Origin of the sequence: Micromonospora sp. WMMD964, assembly GCF_029581455.1 — a bacterium.
Classification (GTDB): domain Bacteria; phylum Actinomycetota; class Actinomycetes; order Mycobacteriales; family Micromonosporaceae; genus Micromonospora.
This window is the reverse complement of the sequence record NZ_CP120860.1, coordinates 1,676,769-1,695,273: the sequence shown is the minus strand read 5'-3', so window position 1 is coordinate 1,695,273 and position 18,505 is coordinate 1,676,769. Positions and strand designations below refer to the sequence as shown.

Here is an 18,505-nt window from a genome sequence, read left to right as displayed (position 1 = left end):
CGCCCTCAGGAAACCGGTCCCCGGTGCTCGTGGGGCCGGTTGCGGATCAGGGTGAGTGCGAGCACGGCGGTGGCGAGGAACACGATGCCGTTGATCCGCAAACCGGCCTGGACGCCGGCGGTCAGCGCCTCGGCCAGCGCCGACCGGACCGGGTCGGGAAGCGGCTGATCGCCCGTTGCGCCGGCGGCCACCGCCGTCTGCACCGCCGTCCGGGTCGGCTCGCCCACCTGGTGAGCGGCGAGCCGGTCCGGCAGGTCGGCCAGCATCGTGGTGGTGAGCAGCGTCCCCAGCAGGGACGAGCCGATCACCGAGCCCACCTGGCGGGCGGCGTTGACCGCACCGGAGGCCATTCCCGCCTGCGTGGGTGCGACGCTGGCCAACGCCGCCGCCGTGGCCGGGGCCACCACCAGGGCGCTGGCCGCGCCGAACAGCGCGAGCAGCGGCCAACGCTGGCTGAACGGGGTTGTCGGACCCTGGGCGGCCAGCCCGAAGCTGGCCAGGGCACCGAGGACGAGACCGGCGGTGAGGGGTGCCTTGAATCCGGTACGGCGGATCAGCCGCCCGGCGCCGAATGCCGCGACCGCGTAGACACCGAAGAGCGCCAGCATCCGCCAGCCGGTGTCCAGTGGGCTGAGTGCCTGCGCGCGCTCGTGGAACAGGACCAGCAGGATCGCCACGCCGGTGAAGCCGAACAACGACACCGCCGCGACGACCATGACGGCGCTGAACGAACCGGACCGGAACAGGCGTACGTCGAGCATCGGCGCACTGGCCCGCAACTCGACCAGCACGAACCCGACGAGCGCGACAGCCGCGACCATCCAGGCGACCGCCATCACCGGGCTGGTGTAACCGTCCTTGCCGCCCTGGATCATCGCGAAGACGGCTGCGGCGATGGCGACGGTGCCGAGCAGCAGGCCGGGTACGTCGAGTCGGGCCGCGACCGGCCGGGACTCGGTCACCCCGATGGCGGCGATGACGAGGGTGATCACGCCGAGCGCGATCGCCGACAGGTAGACGCTGTGCCACTGGTAGTGCCGCAGCAGCGCACCGGCGATGAGCGGGCCGATCGCGAGCCCGATGCCGGAGGCCGCCGACCACGCGGTGATGACCTCGGTACGACGGTGCGGGTCGGTGAAGGTCGCGCCGAGGATCGCGAGGCTGTTGGGCAGGATCAGGGCTCCGCCGAGGCCGGCGACCAACTGCCCGACGATCACCCAGGCCACGGTGGGGGCACTGGCCACCACGGCACTACCGACGATCATGGCGATGACGCCGGCACCGAACATGCGCCGACGTCCGTAGCGGTTGCCGAGCGTGGCGGCGGACAGCACCATGCTCGCCACGACCAGCGTGTAGGCACTGGGGATCCAGATCACAGTGGTGGGGTCGATCCGTAGGTCGCGCTGGATTGTCGTCAGGGCGGAGACCGTCGCGGTGATCTGCAGGAACGTGATCATCGAGCCCAGGCACATGGCGATCAGGATCACCGCGCGGGAGCCGCGGACCGACGGCCGCACGGTGGCTGGCGCGGCTGTTGTGTTGGTGGTGGTCACTGGCATCCTCACTGCTGGTGGGTCTGACTTGCGTATGCGTAAGCCAGCAGCGTCCCAGTGAAGCACCTGGCTAGCCTCTACGCAAGTCAGGTAGGCTGGAGCACATGGAAGACCTACGAGACGATCGCGACTCCTGGTCGACTGCGAACTGCTCGGTGGCCCGGGCGATGGACATCGTGGGCAGCAGGTCGACGGTCCTGGTCATGCGCGAGGCGCTGCTCGGCACGCGCCGCTTCGACGACTTCGTCCGCCGCGTCGGCGTCGGCGAACCCGCCATGGCCGCCCGACTCAAGGAAATGGTCGCCGCCGACCTGCTCGAACGAATCCCCTACCGAGAGCCGGGGCAGCGCACCCGCCACGAGTACCAACTCACCCGCAAGGGCCGCGAACTGCTGCCCGTGATCACCGCGCTGCGCAACTGGGGCGACACCTGGGCCGCCGACGAGGCCGGCCCCTCCGTCACCTCCACCCACCGCGACTGCGGAGAACCGGTCCGCGCAGTGCTCCGCTGCGCAGCCGGCCACGACGTGGAGAGCGGCGAAATCGACGTCACCGCCGGGCCGGGAGCGATCCGACGCGTTTGACGCCTCGGGCCGACCAGTGGCGGCCATCAGGGTGAGCGACACCCTTGGGCCGCCGATCCGGCCGTTCCGCGCGCGTGACCGCCGATCGATCCATCTGCGCCCGTGACGGCCGATCCGGCTATTCGCGCCCTCGTCAGCCGACCGACTTGCCCCTTTCGACCGACCGAAAGGTCAACTCGAGGCCGCCCTGGGCGGCTCGGCGAGTCGGGCAGCCGCCATGCCGCTGCCACCGCAGAGGCGTTGAGCAGGTCCCCCATGGTCGTCGACCGCGCGGCCTCTGCCAGTAGGCAGCCAATCGGGCGGCCACCGTCTCTACCGCTGCCGCCGCGCATTGATCATGACGACTGAATTTGTCGTACACCTGTTCTAGTCTCTGGCCATGGTCGAGGAGTTGGCGCAGGCGGACGACGCGGTCGCCGCCTGCCTCGACGCCGCCGTCTGGCCTCTCACCGAGCAAGAACTGATCGCGGCGCTCGACGCCGCGCACCGCCTGCAGCAACGCCTCGCCGCCGTCACCCTGACCCTGGTCCGCGAGATCGACGGCCGCGGCACCGCCCGCGCGCACGGCGCCTCCACCACCGCCGTGTGGCTACGGGAACGACTGCGGATGACCGTTCCCGCCGCCCGCCGCCTGGTCGACCTCGCCACCGCCCTGGACACCGGCAACCCCGGCATCCGACACGCGCTGGCCGACGGCACCATCACCCAGGACCAGGCCCGCGTCATCGCCGACACGGCCACCACCGTGACGGCGTCCGTGGGCGCCGAGACCGCCGACAAGGCCGTCGGCGTGCTGGTCGAGTGGGCCGGGCAGTTCGACCCCACCCTGCTACGTCGCATCGGCACCCGGATCCTCGACCACGTCGCCCCCGACCACGCCGACGCCGCCGCCAAAGCTGCCCTCGCCGCCGAGGACGCCCGCGCCACCCGCGACCGACACCTCACGATCTCCGCGCAAACCGACGGGCGGCTGCGGCTCACCGGCACCCTCGACGCCGAAACCGCCGCCCTGCTACGCGCCGCCATCGACCCACTCAGCGCACCCACCGGGCCCGACGACGGGCGATCCCCAGGGCAACGCCGCCACGACGCCCTCACCGACGTCTGCCGCCTCGCCCTACGCACCGGCGACCTACCCGAACACGGCGGCGACCCCGCCCAGATCGTCATCACCACCGACTACGACACCCTGACCCGGCAACTAGGCGCCGGGACGCTCGACATCGGCCTCCAACTCACCCCCGCCACCGTGCGCCGGCTGGCCTGCGACGCCACCATCCTGCCCGCCGTCCTCAGCAGCACCGGCCAAGTCCTCGACCTCGGCCGACAACGCCGACTCATCACCGGCCCACTGCGGCGAGCACTGGTGCTGCGTGACGGCGGATGCGCGTTCCCCGGCTGCGACCGACCACCACGCTGGTGCGCCGCCCACCACATCCACCACTGGGCCGACGGCGGCCCCACCAACCTCGACAACGCGGTGTTGCTCTGCGGCCACCATCACCGACATATCCACCACAGCCAGTGGACGGTACGGCTCGGTGACGACGGGCACCCCGAGTTCATCCCGCCCGCCTGGCTCGACCCCGACCAACTACCACGCCGCAACCACTACCACCGACGGACGTAGGCCGATCGTCGATCGGCCGGATCTCACGAACCGGCGTCCGGCTCGGCCGACCTACGCAGCCGCGTGGCCGGCGGGATCAGGGTGCCGCCAGCGGCCAGCCACGCAGCAGCGCTGGCACGTCGGCGTGCCGAGCGGTCGGGCACCTCGCCAGAGCCCTCGAAACAGCGGCATCGGACGAACGATCACCGGGTGGCGGACTGCGGCGTGTAACGCGCGGGCTCGTTCGAGGGACGCCCGGCCCGCAGTGGTGGTGGCCGTCTTGACGAACCAGCGCCGGCCCGCCTCTTCGACGCCGTAGGAGCGACACCCGGAGCCTTGGGCGTCGAAGACCACGAAGGCCGCCTCGACCGGCGGCACCGACAACCCGTCCGAGGAAGACCGGCGTGCGGACACCGCGAATCAGCTCCCAAATGACGTGCAAAGTACCCGTTGTGTTACGAGCTTGTTTCCGAAGTTACCGCCAGGTTACGGGTGCTTCTCGATGATCAGTACCGCTCCTAGGTTTCGGCCACCGTCATCAGTCGTGACGGCCGGCACCGAACGTGGAGGCAAACGACGTGCCACAACCGAACGCACATCGGACCGGACGGGCCAGGCGCGGGGTCAGCATGCTGGCTGCCGTGGCGCTGACCGCGGCCGGTCTGACCAGCTTGCCCGGCAGCGCCGCCGCCGCACCGGCGAGCAGCGGACCCACCGCCCGTTACCTCGTCCAGCTCGACGAGGAGCCGCTGGCCACGTACACCGGTGGTGTTCCGGGCATCGCGGCGACCAAGCCCACCGACGGCGCGAAGCTGAACCGCACGTCGGGCAGCGCCAAGGCGTACCGCGATCACCTGAGCCAGCAGCGTACCTCCGTGCTGGACCGCGTCGGCGTGCCGGCCGAGCGCACCCGCGTCACCATGGAGACCGCGTTCAACGGCTTCGCCGCCGACCTGACCGGGCCGCAGGCCGCCCGGCTGCGCGCCACGCGCGGGGTGCGGGCGGTGTACGAGAGCCGCACGGTGCACGCCACGACCTCGCACACCCCTGACTACCTGGGCCTGACCGGCAAGGGCGGGGTGTGGAACAAGGAGTTCGGCGGGGACTCTCGCGCGGGCGAGGGCGTCATCATCGGGGTCATCGACAGTGGCTACTGGCCGGAGAGCGCGAGCTTCGCGCCGCTGCCCAGCCCTCGCCCCGACCAGGCGATCATCGACGCCAAGTGGAAGGGCACCTGCGACGTCGGTGTCGAGGCACCGGTCACCTGCAACAACAAGGTGATCGGCGCCCGCTGGTATAACGACAGCGGCATCGCCGACGCGTTCCCGGACGACTACTCGTCGCCCCGTGACCGCAACGGCCATGGCACCCACACCGCCAGCACCGCGGCCGGCAACCATGGCGTACGGGCGACGTCGGGCACCCAGGACCTGGGCCTGATCTCCGGCATGGCACCGGCTGCCCGGCTTGCGATCTACAAGGCGCTGCACGACAACGGTGCGGGTGGCGCGACCGGCACCGACATCGACATCGTGCACGCCATCGACGACGCGGTCGCCGACGGTGTCGACGTGATCAACTACTCGATCGGTGACGACACCGAGCAGTTCGGCGCTGTCGACGCGACGTTCTTCAACGCCGCCGCCGCCGGGGTGTTCGTCGCCGCCGCAGCAGGTAACTCCGGGCCGTTCGCCAACACTGTCGACAACTCGACGCCCTGGCTGACCACTGTCGCCGCGAGCACCACCGACCGGCAGAACACCCGGAAGCTCACTCTAGGCAACGGCACGACCATCGCCGGTGTGGGCATGGGCGAGACCGGTGTCGGCCCGGCCCGACTGGTCTTCGCCAAGGACAGCGCGCTCGACCCCGACGGCGCCTACGGTGCCGGTCTGTGCGCCGACGACACGTTGGACCCGGCCAAGGTCAAGGGCGCGATCGTGCTCTGCCTGCGCGGCGAGATCCCCCGTACCGACAAGAGCATCGAGGTGGCACGGGCCGGCGGCGTCGGCATGGTGCTGTACAACGAGGAACTCAACTCCCTCAACGCCGACGTGCAGACGGTGCCGACCGTGCACATCAACGAGGTCGACCTGGCCACCGTCACCGCGTACGTCGCCACTGGCAACGCCACGGCCACCATCTCACCGAGCAGCCTGGAGACCGTCGAGGCCCCCGCCGTCGCGGCGTTCTCCTCGGCGGGGCCGTCGAACCTGAACGCCGGTGAACTGCTCAAGCCGGACATCAGCGCGCCCGGTCAGGACATCGTCGCCGCGTTCTCCCCGTCCATCGGCGGAAACGACTTCGCCCTGGAGTCGGGCACCTCGATGGCGGCACCGCACATCGCCGGTATCGCCGCGCTGCTGCTGGCCAAGCACCCCGGCTGGTCGCCGGCCGCAGTCCGATCGGCGCTGATGACCAGCGCCGTCGACAAGACCGACAAGGGCAACCCGATCAAGATCGGCACGTACGACGCGACCCCGCTGAACTACGGTGCCGGCCAGGTGGAGCCGGGTAGCGCCTTCGACCCGGGCCTGGTCTACGACTCCGACCAGCAGGACTGGATCAAGTACCTGTGCGGGGTGTCCGCCGACCGGGGCAGCGACTACGGGCTCGCCGACCTGGAGGGCTGCGACACGATCGGCGCGATCGACACCGCCCAGCTCAACTACCCGTCGATCGCACTCGGCCGGATGGTGGGCAAGCAGAGCGTGACCCGTACGGTCACCAACGTCAGCGACAGGACCAGCACTTACACCTCGTCGGTGCAGGCCCCGCCGGGCTACAAGGTCAAGGTCACCCCGGCGAAGATGCAGATCCGTCCCGGCCAGACCGCCCGCTTCACGGTCGAGGTCACCAACACCGGCGGCGCGTTCGACACCTGGGCCGACGGCTCGCTGACCTGGCGCGACCAGTTCAAGCACGAGGTACGCAGCCCGCTGGTCGTGCACAACTCCGGACTGGTCGCACCCGACGCCATCACCGGCAAGGGCACCTTCGGCAGTGTCCGGATCCCCGCCGAGATCGGCTACAAGGGGCAGCTGATCTCCCAGGTCTCCGGCCTGACCTCGGGCACCAGCACCGCGGTGACCCTGACGGGCGACGGGCCGAGCTGGGACTGGAGCACCTCGAACAACCTGCCGGTGCCGCTGCCCGCGTCGATCAGCAGGACCACGCTGCACGTACCGGCGGGCACCCGTAGTCCGGAGATCCACGTGACGTCGGCACGGCCCACCTGCTCCCACATCGACTGGGAGGACGAGGAGGGCGTGATGGAGTGCACCGAGTTCAGCCTCAACGTCTACGACAAGACCGGGAAGTTCGTCACCGCCACGGCCAGCACCCGGATCGGCGCGAAGGTGGCCCTGCCGGACGGTGCCGGTGACTACATCGTGGTGGTCGAGCAGGAGTTCACCGAGAACATCACGGACGGCGCCAACGCGTACACCATCACCAGTTACCTGCCGGGGGCGCCGGGCACCTCCACCGGCCGGTTCACCGTCGACCCGAAGCAGCGTTCCGTGCAGCCGGGCGCGACGGCGAACCTGACGGTGCGCTGGTCCGGCCTCGCCCCGGGGCAGCGCTACGTCGGCGTGGTGGAGTTCCGCAACGGTGACGGCTCGCTGAAGACCGTGCCGGTCACCATCCAGTCCTGACCGCTCCCCCGACCCGGCGGACCGGCGTGTGACCCAGGTCACCGCCGGTCCGCCGGATGACCGGCCGAAACCGCAGAGGTGATCTGCTCGGCGCACGGTGATCGACGGCGACGATGACAAGACGCGGGGCGGCGGGAGCCCAACTCTCGTCCGCCCCGAACGCCTGCGTGGACCCGTCGAGTTCGTCGGTCGAGCGTCCGAACTGACCCGGCTACGCCGGCTCGTCGAAGCCCCACCGTGCCTGATCCTGCTGGAGGGTGAGCCCGGGATCGGCAAGAGCCGGCTGGTCGCCGAGCTGCTCGCCGGACTTCCCGGGCACCGCCTGATCGGCGAGTGCGACGACGTACCGGAGCCGTTCCCGCTCGGCGTGCTGCTGGACGCGATCCGGGGCAGCGCCGACCGACTCGGCGCGGTGAGCCCGGTCGCCGGCGCCCTCGCCCCGCTGCTGCCCGAACTGGCCGATGCGCTGCCGCCCGCGCCGCCCCCGCTGACCGATCCGGCGGCCGAACGACACCGGCTGCTCCGGGCCGTCGCCGCGGTGCTCGCCGCGTTGAGCCCCGCCACGCTGCTCCTCGAAGACCTGCACTGGGCCGACCCGGCTACCTGTGAATTCCTCGGCTACCTGGCCACCCACCCGGTCGACGGACTGGCCGTGGTGCTGACCGCCCGCACTGCCGCTCCCGGAGGTAGTACGCCCATCCACGACGCCTTGGCCCGGACTCCCCCGTGGAGCGTCACCCGGGTTCCCCTCGGCCCACTGGACGCCGAGGACGTACGCCGACTGGCCGCCCGCACCCTGCGGCTCGACGATCCACCACAGCAACTCACCGCCACCCTGCTCGACCGGACCGCCGGCATCCCGTTCGTGGTGGAGGAGGTGCTGCGTACGCTCGCCGAGCGCGGCGGTGACCCGCTGGCCGACGACAGCGTCCCGTTCGTCCTGCGGGACGTGCTGCTCTGGCGGCTGCGCCCACTCGACGAGGGCACCCGGGAGGTGCTCGGGGCCGCCGCCGTCCTGGGGATGGCACCGGACCAGCGCATTCTCGCCTCGGCGCTCAGCCTGGACCGGGTGACCGTCGGCGCGGCGTTGACCGCCGCCCACCGGGCGGGCCTGCTGCACGACGGCGGGGACGGCCTACGGTTCCGTCACGACCTGGCCAGACAGGTGGTGTACGACCTGGTTCCCCGGCAGAACCGCGAGTGGCTGCACCTGCGGGTCGCACGGGTGCTGGAGCAGGAGTTGCCGAGGCCCGTCGCCCAGCTCGCGCACCACTACCGGCTGGCCGGCAGCGGAGCCGACTTCGTCCGCAACGCCGAGGCCGCCGCCGACCTGGCCACCGAGCGCGGCGACGACGCGACCGCCGCCGCCTTCCTGCTCCAGACGATGGACGTCGCCGAGCTGCCCCGACCGGTACGGGTGCGGCTCGCCGCGAAGCTGGGTCGGTCGGCGATCGACGGGCTCAGCCAGGCGGAGGCGATCCCGGTGCTGGAACGACTGCTCGCCGACCGGCGGTTGCCACCCGGCGCCCGGGGGGAGCTGGGCCTCGTGCTTGGGCGGATGCTGCGTCAACAGGGCGAGGAGCTGCGTGGGTACACCGAGATCGAGCGGGCGGTGCCGTACCTGCGTGCACCGCGTCGCAGGGCCCCGGCGCTCGCGGTGCTGGCGGCCCCGGACACCGTCGTCGGCCGGCACGTCGACGACCACCTGGCCCGGTGCGCGGAGGCCGAGACCGCCGCGACCACCAGCGGCGACCCGGCGGCGCACCTCGCGGTCCGCATCGCCCGCGCGTCGCTGCTGCTGGAGTCGGGCGACCCGACGGCCTGGTCGATCATCAGCGAACTGCGCGCGTCCGCCGAGCTGGCCGAGCGGCCCCGGGAGCATGCCCGGGCCTGCCTGAACTGGGCACAGGGCGCGTTGCACGCCGGGCATCCGGAGCAGGCCGGGGCGCTGCTGGCGGCCGGGCGGGCGTTGGTCGACGAGACCGGGTACGAGCGGTTGACCGCCCTGGTGGAGGCGACCGAGTTGTCGCTGAACCGGGCCGCCGGGAAGCTCGACGGGCTCGCCGACCGGCTCGCCCGGCTGGTGGCCACCGCCGAGCGGATGCCGGTCATCCTGCTCTACGCGCGGACCGAACTGGCCACCGTGCTGGCGCTCACCGCCGACACCGAAAGCCACGGCACCGCCGAGGGACACGGCAGCGCCGCCGAGGGACACGGCAGCGCCGCCGAGGGACACGGCAGCGCCGGGAGCCGGGACGACGTGGAGGCCGCCGCGCGGGCGTTGCGGGAGGTGGTGGCCGACGCCCGTCGGGTCGGCGCGATCTGGCCGCTGGTGCAGGCACTCACGGCGCTGGCCCGGCTGCTGCTCGTCGACAGGCCGGACGAGGCCGTCGGGCACGCTGCGGACGCGTTGGCCCTGGTACGCGGGAAGGGCATCCTGGCGTGGGCCGCCGAGGCGGTGCTGGTGCTGGCCGAGGCGGCAGCCGCAGCGGGTGAACCGGCGCGGGCGGCTGGCGCGGTCGCCGAGTTGGAGGCCGGGATCGCGGGCCGCGACGCGCCGCTCGCGCTGGCCGCGCTACGCCGCTGCCGGGAACTCGTCCCAGCCTGAGCCGATCCACCGCGGAGCCGAGAACGACGGCGGGACCGGGCCCGACGCGAAGCCGAGAACGACGGGGGGAAGACGACGACGCCGAGCAGAGAACGACGAGTGCAGTGGCGGGCCGCCGGTCGACGGCCCGCCACTGTGGATCAGAGGACGACCTGGTGTACCCGGTTGTCCACCCCGCGTACCGCCAGCCAGGCACTGCCGTCGGCACCGGCGGCGGCTCCGGGCGCACCCCGGAACGCGTCGGTGGCGAACTCGCCGCGTCGGAACCAGCCGCCCCAGGCACCGTCGGTCAGGTTGCGTTGCCAGAGCCGGTTGTCGGCGGCCAGCGAGAACAGGTAGACCCGGCCGGAGGTGGCGAGCAGGGTCGGGCTGCCGTTGGTGGTGCCGCCCAGGTTGGTCCAGGCCGACCAGGTGGTGCCGGTGCGGCTGCTCCACCACACCTCGTCGGTGCGGCTGCGGACGGCCACGTGCAGGACACCGGCGTCGTCGACGACGGCACTCGGCCGACCGTAGAACGGTCGGTTCTCCGGGGCTCCGACGCCGGTCCAGCCGGTGCTCGGGGTACGCGTCCAGAGCTTGCCGTCGGCACCACGACCGACGAGCGTCCACTGGGTCGGGCTGGTCCAGGCGACAGTCGGCGCGTCGGTCAGCGTGCCACCGAGGCTGCGCCACGGTCCCCACCTGCCGGCGGTGTAGCTGCGCTGCCAGGCCGCGTTGTCGGTGCCACGGACGAAGACGTCGAGCCGACCACCGGCGGAGGCGTACGCGGTCGGTTGGCCGAGGATCCGCCCGTTGACCGGGCCGCCGAGCGAGGTCCAGTGGGTTCCCCACGTCGTACCGGTGCGGGTGTTGACGGCCAGCGCACCGGAAGCGTCGCGGACGAAGGCGGTGGCGTGCGTGTCGTCGACCCGGACCAGCGCCGGGCTGGCGCTCGCGGTGCCGCCGAGGTCGGCGCCGGCGACCTGGTCGGTGCCGGTCAGGCGGAGCATGGCCACCCCGTGCGCCGGCACCTCGACGGTGTACGAGCCGGTGAACGGCTGGACTCCGGCGCTGCCGGGCTGGGCGTCCACGTCGGCGCGGGACCAGAGGTCACGGACGCGGACCGCGCCGCCGAGCGCGACGTCGGCGAAGTTCACGGTGATCCGCTGTGCGGTGTCGTGCCGGTTGAGCAGCGCGACGGCCCGCTTGCCGGAGCCGTTCAGCACCTTGCTCCAGACCTGCGCATCGGTGCCGGTGTCGGCGACCTTGACGCCCTGTCGGACCAGTGGGTCCTGATCCACGGCGATGATCTCCGGGTTGGTCAGCGCCGAGATCATCTCCTTCGGCAGGCCGCGCGGGTCGGAGCCGATCACCAGCGGTGCGGCCATGATGGCCCACATGCCGAGTTGGGTCTTGGACTCCTCCAGGCTCAACTCGTACCCGCCGCCGGGCAGCGGGCGCATCGGCAGCAGGTAGTCCGGGTCGTTGTAGTGCCCCGGTCCGGTGGCCGCCGGGTGGTACGCGTTGACGTCCATGTTGCGCAGCACCCACGGGTACGCCCACTGCGGGGTCGGGTCCGTGAGCCCCACGTCGGTGTACGTCCGCCAGGAGTCGGCGATGGTGGGTGCGTACGTGTAGCTCCAGGTGGAGAGCTGCTCCGGCGGGTACGGGCCGCCACCCCAGTCGGAGCTGACCGGGTTGCAGATGTTGAGCAGCATCGGTCGCGGTGACTGGCGTACCGCCTCGGCCAGCTCACGGAAGGTGGCCTCCGGGTCGAGACCGGCGGCCCGCCCACACAGCCAGTCGGCCTTGAGCGCGTCGAAGCCCCAGCCGGCGAACTGGGCGATGTCCGCCTGGTAGTGGCCGTTGCTGCCGAGCCCGCACTGCCCCGGCAGGTAGGGGCCGGCGTCGGTGTAGATGCCGGCCTTCATCCCCTTGCTGTGGATGTACGCGGCCAGCGCGGCCATCCCACCGGGGAAGCGGGCCGGGTCGGCGACGAGCTGACCGGCCTCGTTGCGTGGGGTGGGCGCGGCCCAGTTGCCGTCGATCCAGACGTAGGTGTAGCCGGCGTCGCGCAGGCCACTGTGGACCATGAAGTCGGTGACGGACCGCACTTCTGCCTCGGTGGGGTCGCCACCGAGACCGAAGTAGGTGTTCCAGCCCTGGTAGGGCGTCGGAGCGAGCCCGCTGTTGAAGTAGGTGGGCGCGCCCTGGTCCTCCGCGCCGGTGTCGGCCGGGGCGTGGCCGGGACGACCGGGCCCATGACCGGCCTGCGTCGGGCCGCCGGGCGAGAGGGCTGCCTGCGGTGGACCGGCGGGAGAGGGGCCGGCCGGCGGTGGACCCGCCTGGGGTGGGCCGGCCATCGCCGGCATGGGGCTGACCAGGCCCAGGCCGAGCACGGCCAGGGTCGCGGTCAGCGGTCGGATCAGGCGCATGGAGGTACTCCTGTCCCTCGGGGGTGGGGGCGGTGGTGCTCCGGCCTCAGTCGCGGGTCAGCACGATGAGGTCGGCGTCGTGGGTCGCGCTCCAGTGCACGGGCAGGCCGACGTCGGCGAGGTGGCTGCCGGAGTAGTGCCGGTCGCCGTGCGAGTAATGCGCTGCCGGGTCGAGGCCGCGCAGCGGCAGCCGCACCGGGCGGGACGGAAGCAGTCCGGCGCCGTCGAGCCGGCCGGTGTGCCAGGCCAGCACGACCACCTGGTTCTCGTCCGGCGCGGTGTACTGCACCGCGCAGCGCGCCTGGTCGGGGCCACCGATCAGGTGCACCTCGCCGTGCGTGACGACGTCCCGGATCTCCTTGTACCGGGCGATCCAGTCGGCGGCCTCGGCGCGTTCGTCCGGGGTCCAGGCCCGGATGTCCGCGCCGATGCCGAGCACTCCGGCCATCGCGAGGACGAACCGGAACGCCAGCGAGCGCGGTCGGGTGTCGAACAGACCGGGCGCGTCGGTGACCCAGGAGCTGAGCAGGTGCGGGGCGTTGGCGTGCAGGAAGCCGTACTGGATGGCGAGCCGGTCCAGCGGGCCGGTGTTGTCGCTGGGCCAGAAGACGTCGGCTCGGGCCGCCATCGCCAGGTCGGTGCGTGCGCCACCGCCCGCGCAGGCCTCGATCAGCACGCCGGGGTGGTCCCGGCGCAACCGCTCGTAGATCCGGTGCAGGTTGGCGACGTGCGCGCCGTCCAGGTCGAGCGGGGCGACCCCGCCGGGACGGCCCGGCTCGGTACGCGGCCGGTTGAAGTCCCACTTCAGGTAGTCGATGTCGTACCGGCGGAGCAGGCCGTCAACCGTGGAGTGGACGAACTCGGCGACCTCGGGTCGGCCCAGGTCGAGCAGGTACTGGTTGCGGACCGGGGTGAGGGGTCGACCGTCGACGGAGTAGACCCACTCCGGGTGTTCGGCGTAGAGGGTCGACTTCGGGTTGACGCACTCCGGCTCGACCCAGAGGCCGAAGTTCAACCCGAGGGCGCGGACGTCGGCGATGAACGCGTCGAACCCGGCCGGGAACTTCGCCGGATCGGGCGTCCAGTCACCGAGCCCGGCGGTGTCGTCGTTGCGGCCGACGAACCAACCGTCGTCCACCACGAACGTCTCCACGCCCAGCTCGGCGGCGATCCGAGCCAGTGCGAGCTGACTCTGCGCCTCGACCGTGAAGTAGGTGGCCTCCCAGGAGTTGTAGAGCACCGGACGCGGGGTGAGCCGCTCGGCGGCGAGCAACCGCTGGTGGGTGTGCCAGACCCGGGCCAGCCCGTCCAGGCCGTCGGGGCTGTACGCGCCGGTGACCACCGGCAGGGTCAGCGCCTCGCCGGGGGCCAGCTCCAACGGGCCGTCGACCAGGTGGCGGCCGACCCGGACCCGGGTCAGGCCACCGGTGTCCCGCTCCGCGCTGATCTCCCACGAGCCGGTCCACGCCAACCCCATCCCCCACGCCGAGCCGGCCGGGTCCGCGGTGTCCCGCACGGCCAGCCAGGGCACGTGCAGATGCCCGGGTACGCCCTGAGAGCTGCCGATGCTGAAGGTGCCGTGGCCCAACTCGATGTGGGAGAGCTGGAACTCCTGCGCCCACTGCCCCCACTGGTGGCTGATCAGCGCAGCATGTGGCGTCGGCACGCTGAAGCCGCCCGAGAAGGCCCGCAGCACCCGCAGTGACCCGGACCCGTCGTTGGTCAGCTCGACCCACCGCTGCACGACGTCGGTGCCGGCGGGCACCCGGTAGTGCACGGTGGCCCGCAGCCCGGTCACCGGGTCGGCGAAGTCGACGGCCAACTCCCGCTGGTCGGCGTCGACCCGCTGGGCGGTGTGCACGAAGCCCACCCGGCGCTGCCCGTTCGAGGTCTCCACCACCAGGTCGGAGCCGCTGAACGGCCGGTCGGCGTCGGTCGCGTACTCGATGGGGGCCGCGTCGCCCGGGGTGAGGAACGGCACCGGGCCGTCGTAGGCGACCGGCGACGGGCCGTCCGAGACGCCGTGCGGGCCCCACGCGACAAGCTCCACCCAGCGGCCGTGCGCGGGCACTGCCACCGTGTACTCGGTGTGCGCGCCGCGCAGCGTCCAGCGCTGCCCGGTCGCGGCGGTCACTTGACCGCTCCCAGGGCCAGGCCGGAGACGAAGTGCCGCTGGAAGCGCAGGAAGACCGCGACGGTGGGTACGGCCGCGATGACCGTACCGGCGGCGATGACGTTCCAGGAGGAGACGAACTGCCCCTGAAGGGCCAGGAGCGCCGGGGTGACCGGCATGTTGTCGTCGGTACGCAGCACGGTGATCGCCCACAGGAGGTCGTTGAAGATCCAGGTGAAGGAGAGCGCCCCCAGGGCGGCCAGCGCGGGCCGGGTCAGCGGCAGCATCACCCTGGTGAAGATCTGCGCGGTGCCCGCCCCGTCGATCGTCGCCGCTTCCTGGATCTCGCCGGGCAGGTCCCGCATGAAGCCGTGCAGGACGAACGTGTAGAAGCCGAGCCCGAAGCCGACCTGCACCGTGATCAGCGCCCAGAGCGTGTCGTACAGGCCGGTCAGCTCGCTGAACTTGGCCACCGGGATGAGCAGGATCTGTGGTGGCAGCAGGTTGCCGGCGAGCATCAGCAGCAGGATGGTGCGCCGACCGGGGATCCGGAAGCGGCTCAGCGCGAACGCGGCCATCGCGGCCAGCCCCAGGCTCAACGCCACCGACGGGACGGTGACCAGCATGCTGTTGATCAGGGCGCGCAGCTCACCGCCGTCGGTCCACGCCTGCCGGTAGGTGTCCAGGGTGAACGACTGCGGCAGGCTGCCCACGCCGTGCGCGGCGATGTCGTCGAAGGATCGGGTGGACATCACCACCACCCAGAGCACCGGGCCCAGCCAGAGCAACGAGAGCAGGATCATGCCGGTGTGGAAGGCCCCGGTGCGGAGCTTGTTCATCACGCTTCCTCCCGGAACGCGCGGACCAGGTAGCCGAGGATGACGGCCAGCGCGAGCACGAAGATGACGACGGCGATGGCGGAGGCGTAACCCAGCCGCAGGCTCTGGAACGCCGTCGAGTACATGTAGGTGCTGAGCAGCTCCGACGAGTGGTACGGACCGCCCTTGGTCAGCGACCAGACGATGTCGAACGAGCGCAGCGAGTCGATCACGATGACCGACAGCACTACCGCGTTGACCCCCTTGAGCTGGGGAATCGTGACGTGCCGCAGGCGCTGCCAGGAGTTCGCGCCGTCCATCCGGGCGGCCTCGTGCAGCGCCGGGTCGATCGCCTTCAGCCCGGCCAGGAACAGCACCATCACGTACCCGATCTGCCGCCACAGGGCGGGCAGGATCACCGCGTACAGGGCGGTCTGCGGGTCGGCCAACCAGGGCCGGATCAGGTGTTCCAGGCCGACGGCCCGCAGCAGCGTGTCCGCGATGCCGTCGGGCTGGTAGAAGACCCGCCAGACCAGCGCCGTCACCACCAGCGAGAACACCACGGGCGTGAACAGCGCGGCCCGGTAGAAACCGACCCCGCGCCGCTCCTTCTGCAGGACCAGTGCCATGCCGAACCCGCCCAGCACGGAGAGGCCGCCGAACAGCACCAGCCAGATCACCGTGTTGACGAGCGCGCCCCGGAAGGTGGCGTCACCGGCCAGCTCGACGTAGTTGTCCGCGCCGACGAAGGTGGGCGGCGACATCCCGTCCCAGCGGGTCAGCGAGAACCAGAAGCCCTGTAGCGCAGGCCAGAACACCCAGATGCTCTCGACCGCGAACGGTACGAGGACGAACGCCACCAGCAGCGGCGACAGTCGAGCCGACCGTCGCCGCCGGGTGGGGGTGACCGAAGTCGTGGGGATCGTTGCTGTCACGTCAGCCCTTGAAGACCTTTTCGGCGCCGGCCTGCCACTCCCGCAGGATCGCGTCGATCTGGTCCGGCTTGTCGATGAACTTGGTCAGCGCGGTGTCCGCGGTCGGCTGGAGCGCGTCGCTGGAGTCCCGGTTGAAGAACTGGGTCAGCTCCTTGGCCTCGCCGAGCATCGCCTTGCCCTTGGCCACCAGCGGCGAGTCGGACGCCTTGGCCCTGGGGTTGGCCGGCAGCACGATGCCGGAGCTGGCCTTGACGTACGCCTCCTGGGCCTCGACCCCGGCGAGGTAGGTCAGCAGGGCCTTGGCGCCCGTCGGGTTGGCGGTCTTCGCGCTGGCGAAGAAGCCGTCGGTCGGGGCCTCCTCGGCCAGCGGCACCGCCGGGTCGATGATCGGGAACCGGAAGAAGTCCAGGTCACCGAGGGCGTCCTTCGGTGCCGCGTCGGCGAAGAACGTGCCGATCAGGAACATGCCGGTCTTGCCCGCCAGCAGGGCGGTGGTCGCCTCCTGGAACGGGTACGCCTTGCCCTTGGGGTCGAAGTAGGGCAGGGCCTCGCGCCAGCGGGTGAAGACCGCCTTGACCCTGGGGTCGTCGAAGCGCTGCTTGCCGGCGAGCAGCTCCCGGTGGAACGGCGCGCCGTTGATCCGGATGTCGAGGTAGTCGAACCAGGCCGAGGCCACCCATGGGGTGTCGCCGAGACCGATGCCGATCGGCGGGACGCCCTTGCTCTTCAGCGTCTCGCAGAGCGCCAGGAAGTCGGTCCAGGTCTTCGGCTCCTGCACGCCCCACTTGGCGAAGTTGGACTTGCGGTAGAAGAAGCCCCACCAGTAGTTGTTCATCGGCACGAAGACCTGCTTGCCGCTGGCGGCGGTGGAGAGGGTGCGCAGCGACTCGGGGTAGTCGCCCAGCGACTTCCAGACGTCGGAGACGTCCAGCAACAGGTCCTTGCCGGCGTAGTCGTTGGCGACGGAGCCCGCGTACCAGGTGTAGAGGTCCGGCGGGTTCGCCGAGGTCAGGTAGGTCGGGAGCTGGGTCCGGAAGGTCTCCGAGGCGATCGTGTTGAGGCTCGCCGTGCCCTTGCCCTGCGCGTTGAAGGTCTCGATCAGCTTCTCCATCGCGGCCTTGGCCTGCGGCGAGGAGAGGTTGGACTGGATGGTGACCGCGCCCGAGCCGCCGCTCGTCGTCGGCCCGCTGGCGGAGCTGGCGCACGCGCTGAGGAACGAGCTGGCGCCGAGTGCACCCAGGCCGGCGAGCCCTAGGTGACCAAGGAATCGCCGGCGACCGGGGTCGAAGTCGCTCACGGAGGTATCCCTTCCTCTACGACACGGAGCGTCACGGCGCGATGTGTCGTCCATGTGAATGCTGTGACGAGAAGGTTGCATCGGCCGTTGGCGGCTGTCAAGATATCTTCGTAATTAATGATTAGATGAGACCAAGGCGAGAGTCAGGTGGATCAGCCTATGCGCCGGCTTGAAGGCAAGAACGCGCTGGTCACCGGTGCCATGGGTGGGATCGGTGCCGCCATCGCCCGGCGACTGGCCGCCGAGGGAGCGGCTGTCGCGCTGCTCGACGTGCACGATCCGGCTCCGCTGGCCGACGAGCTGACCGCCGCCGGCCACCGAGCACTGTCCGTAGTGGGCAGTGTCAGCGAGGAGGACGACTGGGCAGCCGCGGTGTCGGCCGCCCGGACAAGCCTCGGCCCGGTCGACATCCTGGTCAGCACCGCGTACGCCGTGCAGGTCGCCCCGGCGCACGAAACCAGCCGACAGTCCTGGGACCACCAGCTCGGCGTCAGCCTCACCGGCTCCTTCCTCGGCGTCCGCGCCTGCCTGGACGACCTGCGGGCCCGCTCGGGCGCGGTGGTGCTGATCTCCTCGGTGCACGCCCTGGTCGGGTTGCCCGGTCGGCCCGCGTACGCCGCCGCCAAGGGTGGCCTTGTCGCACTCGGCCGCCAGCTCGCCGTGGAGTACGGGCCGCAGGTGCGTGTCAACACGGTGCTGCCCGGGCCGATCCTCACCGCCGCCTGGGACGATGTCTCCGAAGAGGACCGTCGGCAGAGCATCGCGGAGACCGTGGCGAAGCGCTTCGGCACGCCGGACGAGGTGGCCTCGACCGTCGCCTTCCTCGCCTCACCGGACGCCGCCTACGTCACCGGCGCGAGCCTCGTGGTGGACGGTGGTTGGACAGCGGTGAAAGCCTCGGCCTGAGAGATCGAT

11 protein-coding genes are annotated in these 18,505 nt (G+C 71.4%); 5 read left to right on the top strand and 6 right to left on the bottom strand.

The window, feature by feature from the left end; genetic code table 11:
- Positions 1 to 5: 5 nt before the first annotated feature.
- Complete coding sequence (locus tag O7616_RS07945; protein ID WP_282306235.1) at positions 6 to 1,556, bottom strand: MFS transporter; 1,551 nt, start codon at positions 1,554 to 1,556, stop codon at positions 6 to 8.
- Between the two features lie 104 nt (positions 1,557 to 1,660).
- Here O7616_RS07945 and O7616_RS07940 point away from each other — a divergent pair, with 104 nt between their 5' ends.
- From O7616_RS07940 to O7616_RS07925, 4 genes are all read left to right on the top strand, one after another.
- Positions 1,661 to 2,140 (top strand): helix-turn-helix domain-containing protein, encoded by a 480-nt coding sequence (locus tag O7616_RS07940; protein ID WP_282306234.1) that lies wholly within the window; start codon positions 1,661 to 1,663, stop codon positions 2,138 to 2,140.
- Between the two features lie 379 nt (positions 2,141 to 2,519).
- A complete protein-coding gene (locus O7616_RS07935) occupies positions 2,520 to 3,770 on the top strand; it encodes an HNH endonuclease signature motif containing protein (protein WP_282306233.1) in 1,251 nt (416 codons plus the stop codon).
- Between the two features lie 620 nt (positions 3,771 to 4,390).
- Positions 4,391 to 7,405: a S8 family serine peptidase gene (locus O7616_RS07930; protein ID WP_282306232.1), complete on the top strand. Its 3,015-nt coding sequence runs from the start codon at positions 4,391 to 4,393 to the stop codon at positions 7,403 to 7,405.
- Positions 7,406 to 7,502: 97 nt separating this feature from the next.
- Positions 7,503 to 10,013: an AAA family ATPase gene (locus tag O7616_RS07925; RefSeq protein ID WP_282306231.1), complete on the top strand. Its 2,511-nt coding sequence runs from the start codon at positions 7,503 to 7,505 to the stop codon at positions 10,011 to 10,013.
- 140 nt (positions 10,014 to 10,153) lie between these two features.
- Here O7616_RS07925 and O7616_RS07920 read toward each other — a convergent pair whose 3' ends face one another.
- From O7616_RS07920 to O7616_RS07900, 5 genes are read right to left on the bottom strand one after another with little or no spacing between them, the layout of a single operon-like run.
- Positions 10,154 to 12,427 carry a glycoside hydrolase family 27 protein gene (locus O7616_RS07920; RefSeq protein ID WP_282306230.1) on the bottom strand — a complete coding sequence of 758 codons (2,274 nt, stop codon included), beginning with the start codon at positions 12,425 to 12,427 and terminating at the stop codon, positions 10,154 to 10,156.
- Positions 12,428 to 12,473: 46 nt separating this feature from the next.
- Positions 12,474 to 14,561 carry an alpha-galactosidase gene (locus tag O7616_RS07915; RefSeq protein WP_282306229.1) on the bottom strand — a complete coding sequence of 696 codons (2,088 nt, stop codon included), beginning with the start codon at positions 14,559 to 14,561 and terminating at the stop codon, positions 12,474 to 12,476.
- Entirely contained in the window at positions 14,558 to 15,379 is an 822-nt protein-coding gene (locus O7616_RS07910) for a carbohydrate ABC transporter permease (protein WP_282306228.1), read from the bottom strand. Before O7616_RS07910 ends, O7616_RS07915 begins: the two co-directional genes overlap by 4 nt.
- On the bottom strand, positions 15,379 to 16,293 hold the full coding sequence (locus O7616_RS07905) for a sugar ABC transporter permease (protein WP_282306227.1): 915 nt from the start codon (positions 16,291 to 16,293) through the stop codon (positions 15,379 to 15,381). Before O7616_RS07905 ends, O7616_RS07910 begins: the two co-directional genes overlap by 1 nt.
- Before the next feature lies 1 nt (position 16,294).
- Positions 16,295 to 17,590: an extracellular solute-binding protein gene (locus O7616_RS07900; RefSeq protein ID WP_282306226.1), complete on the bottom strand. Its 1,296-nt coding sequence runs from the start codon at positions 17,588 to 17,590 to the stop codon at positions 16,295 to 16,297.
- 159 nt (positions 17,591 to 17,749) lie between these two features.
- On the opposite strand from O7616_RS07900, the gene O7616_RS07895 reads away from it, so the two are divergent.
- Positions 17,750 to 18,496 (top strand): SDR family oxidoreductase, encoded by a 747-nt coding sequence (locus O7616_RS07895; RefSeq protein ID WP_282306225.1) that lies wholly within the window; start codon positions 17,750 to 17,752, stop codon positions 18,494 to 18,496.
- The last annotated feature ends 9 nt before the right edge of the window (positions 18,497 to 18,505 follow it).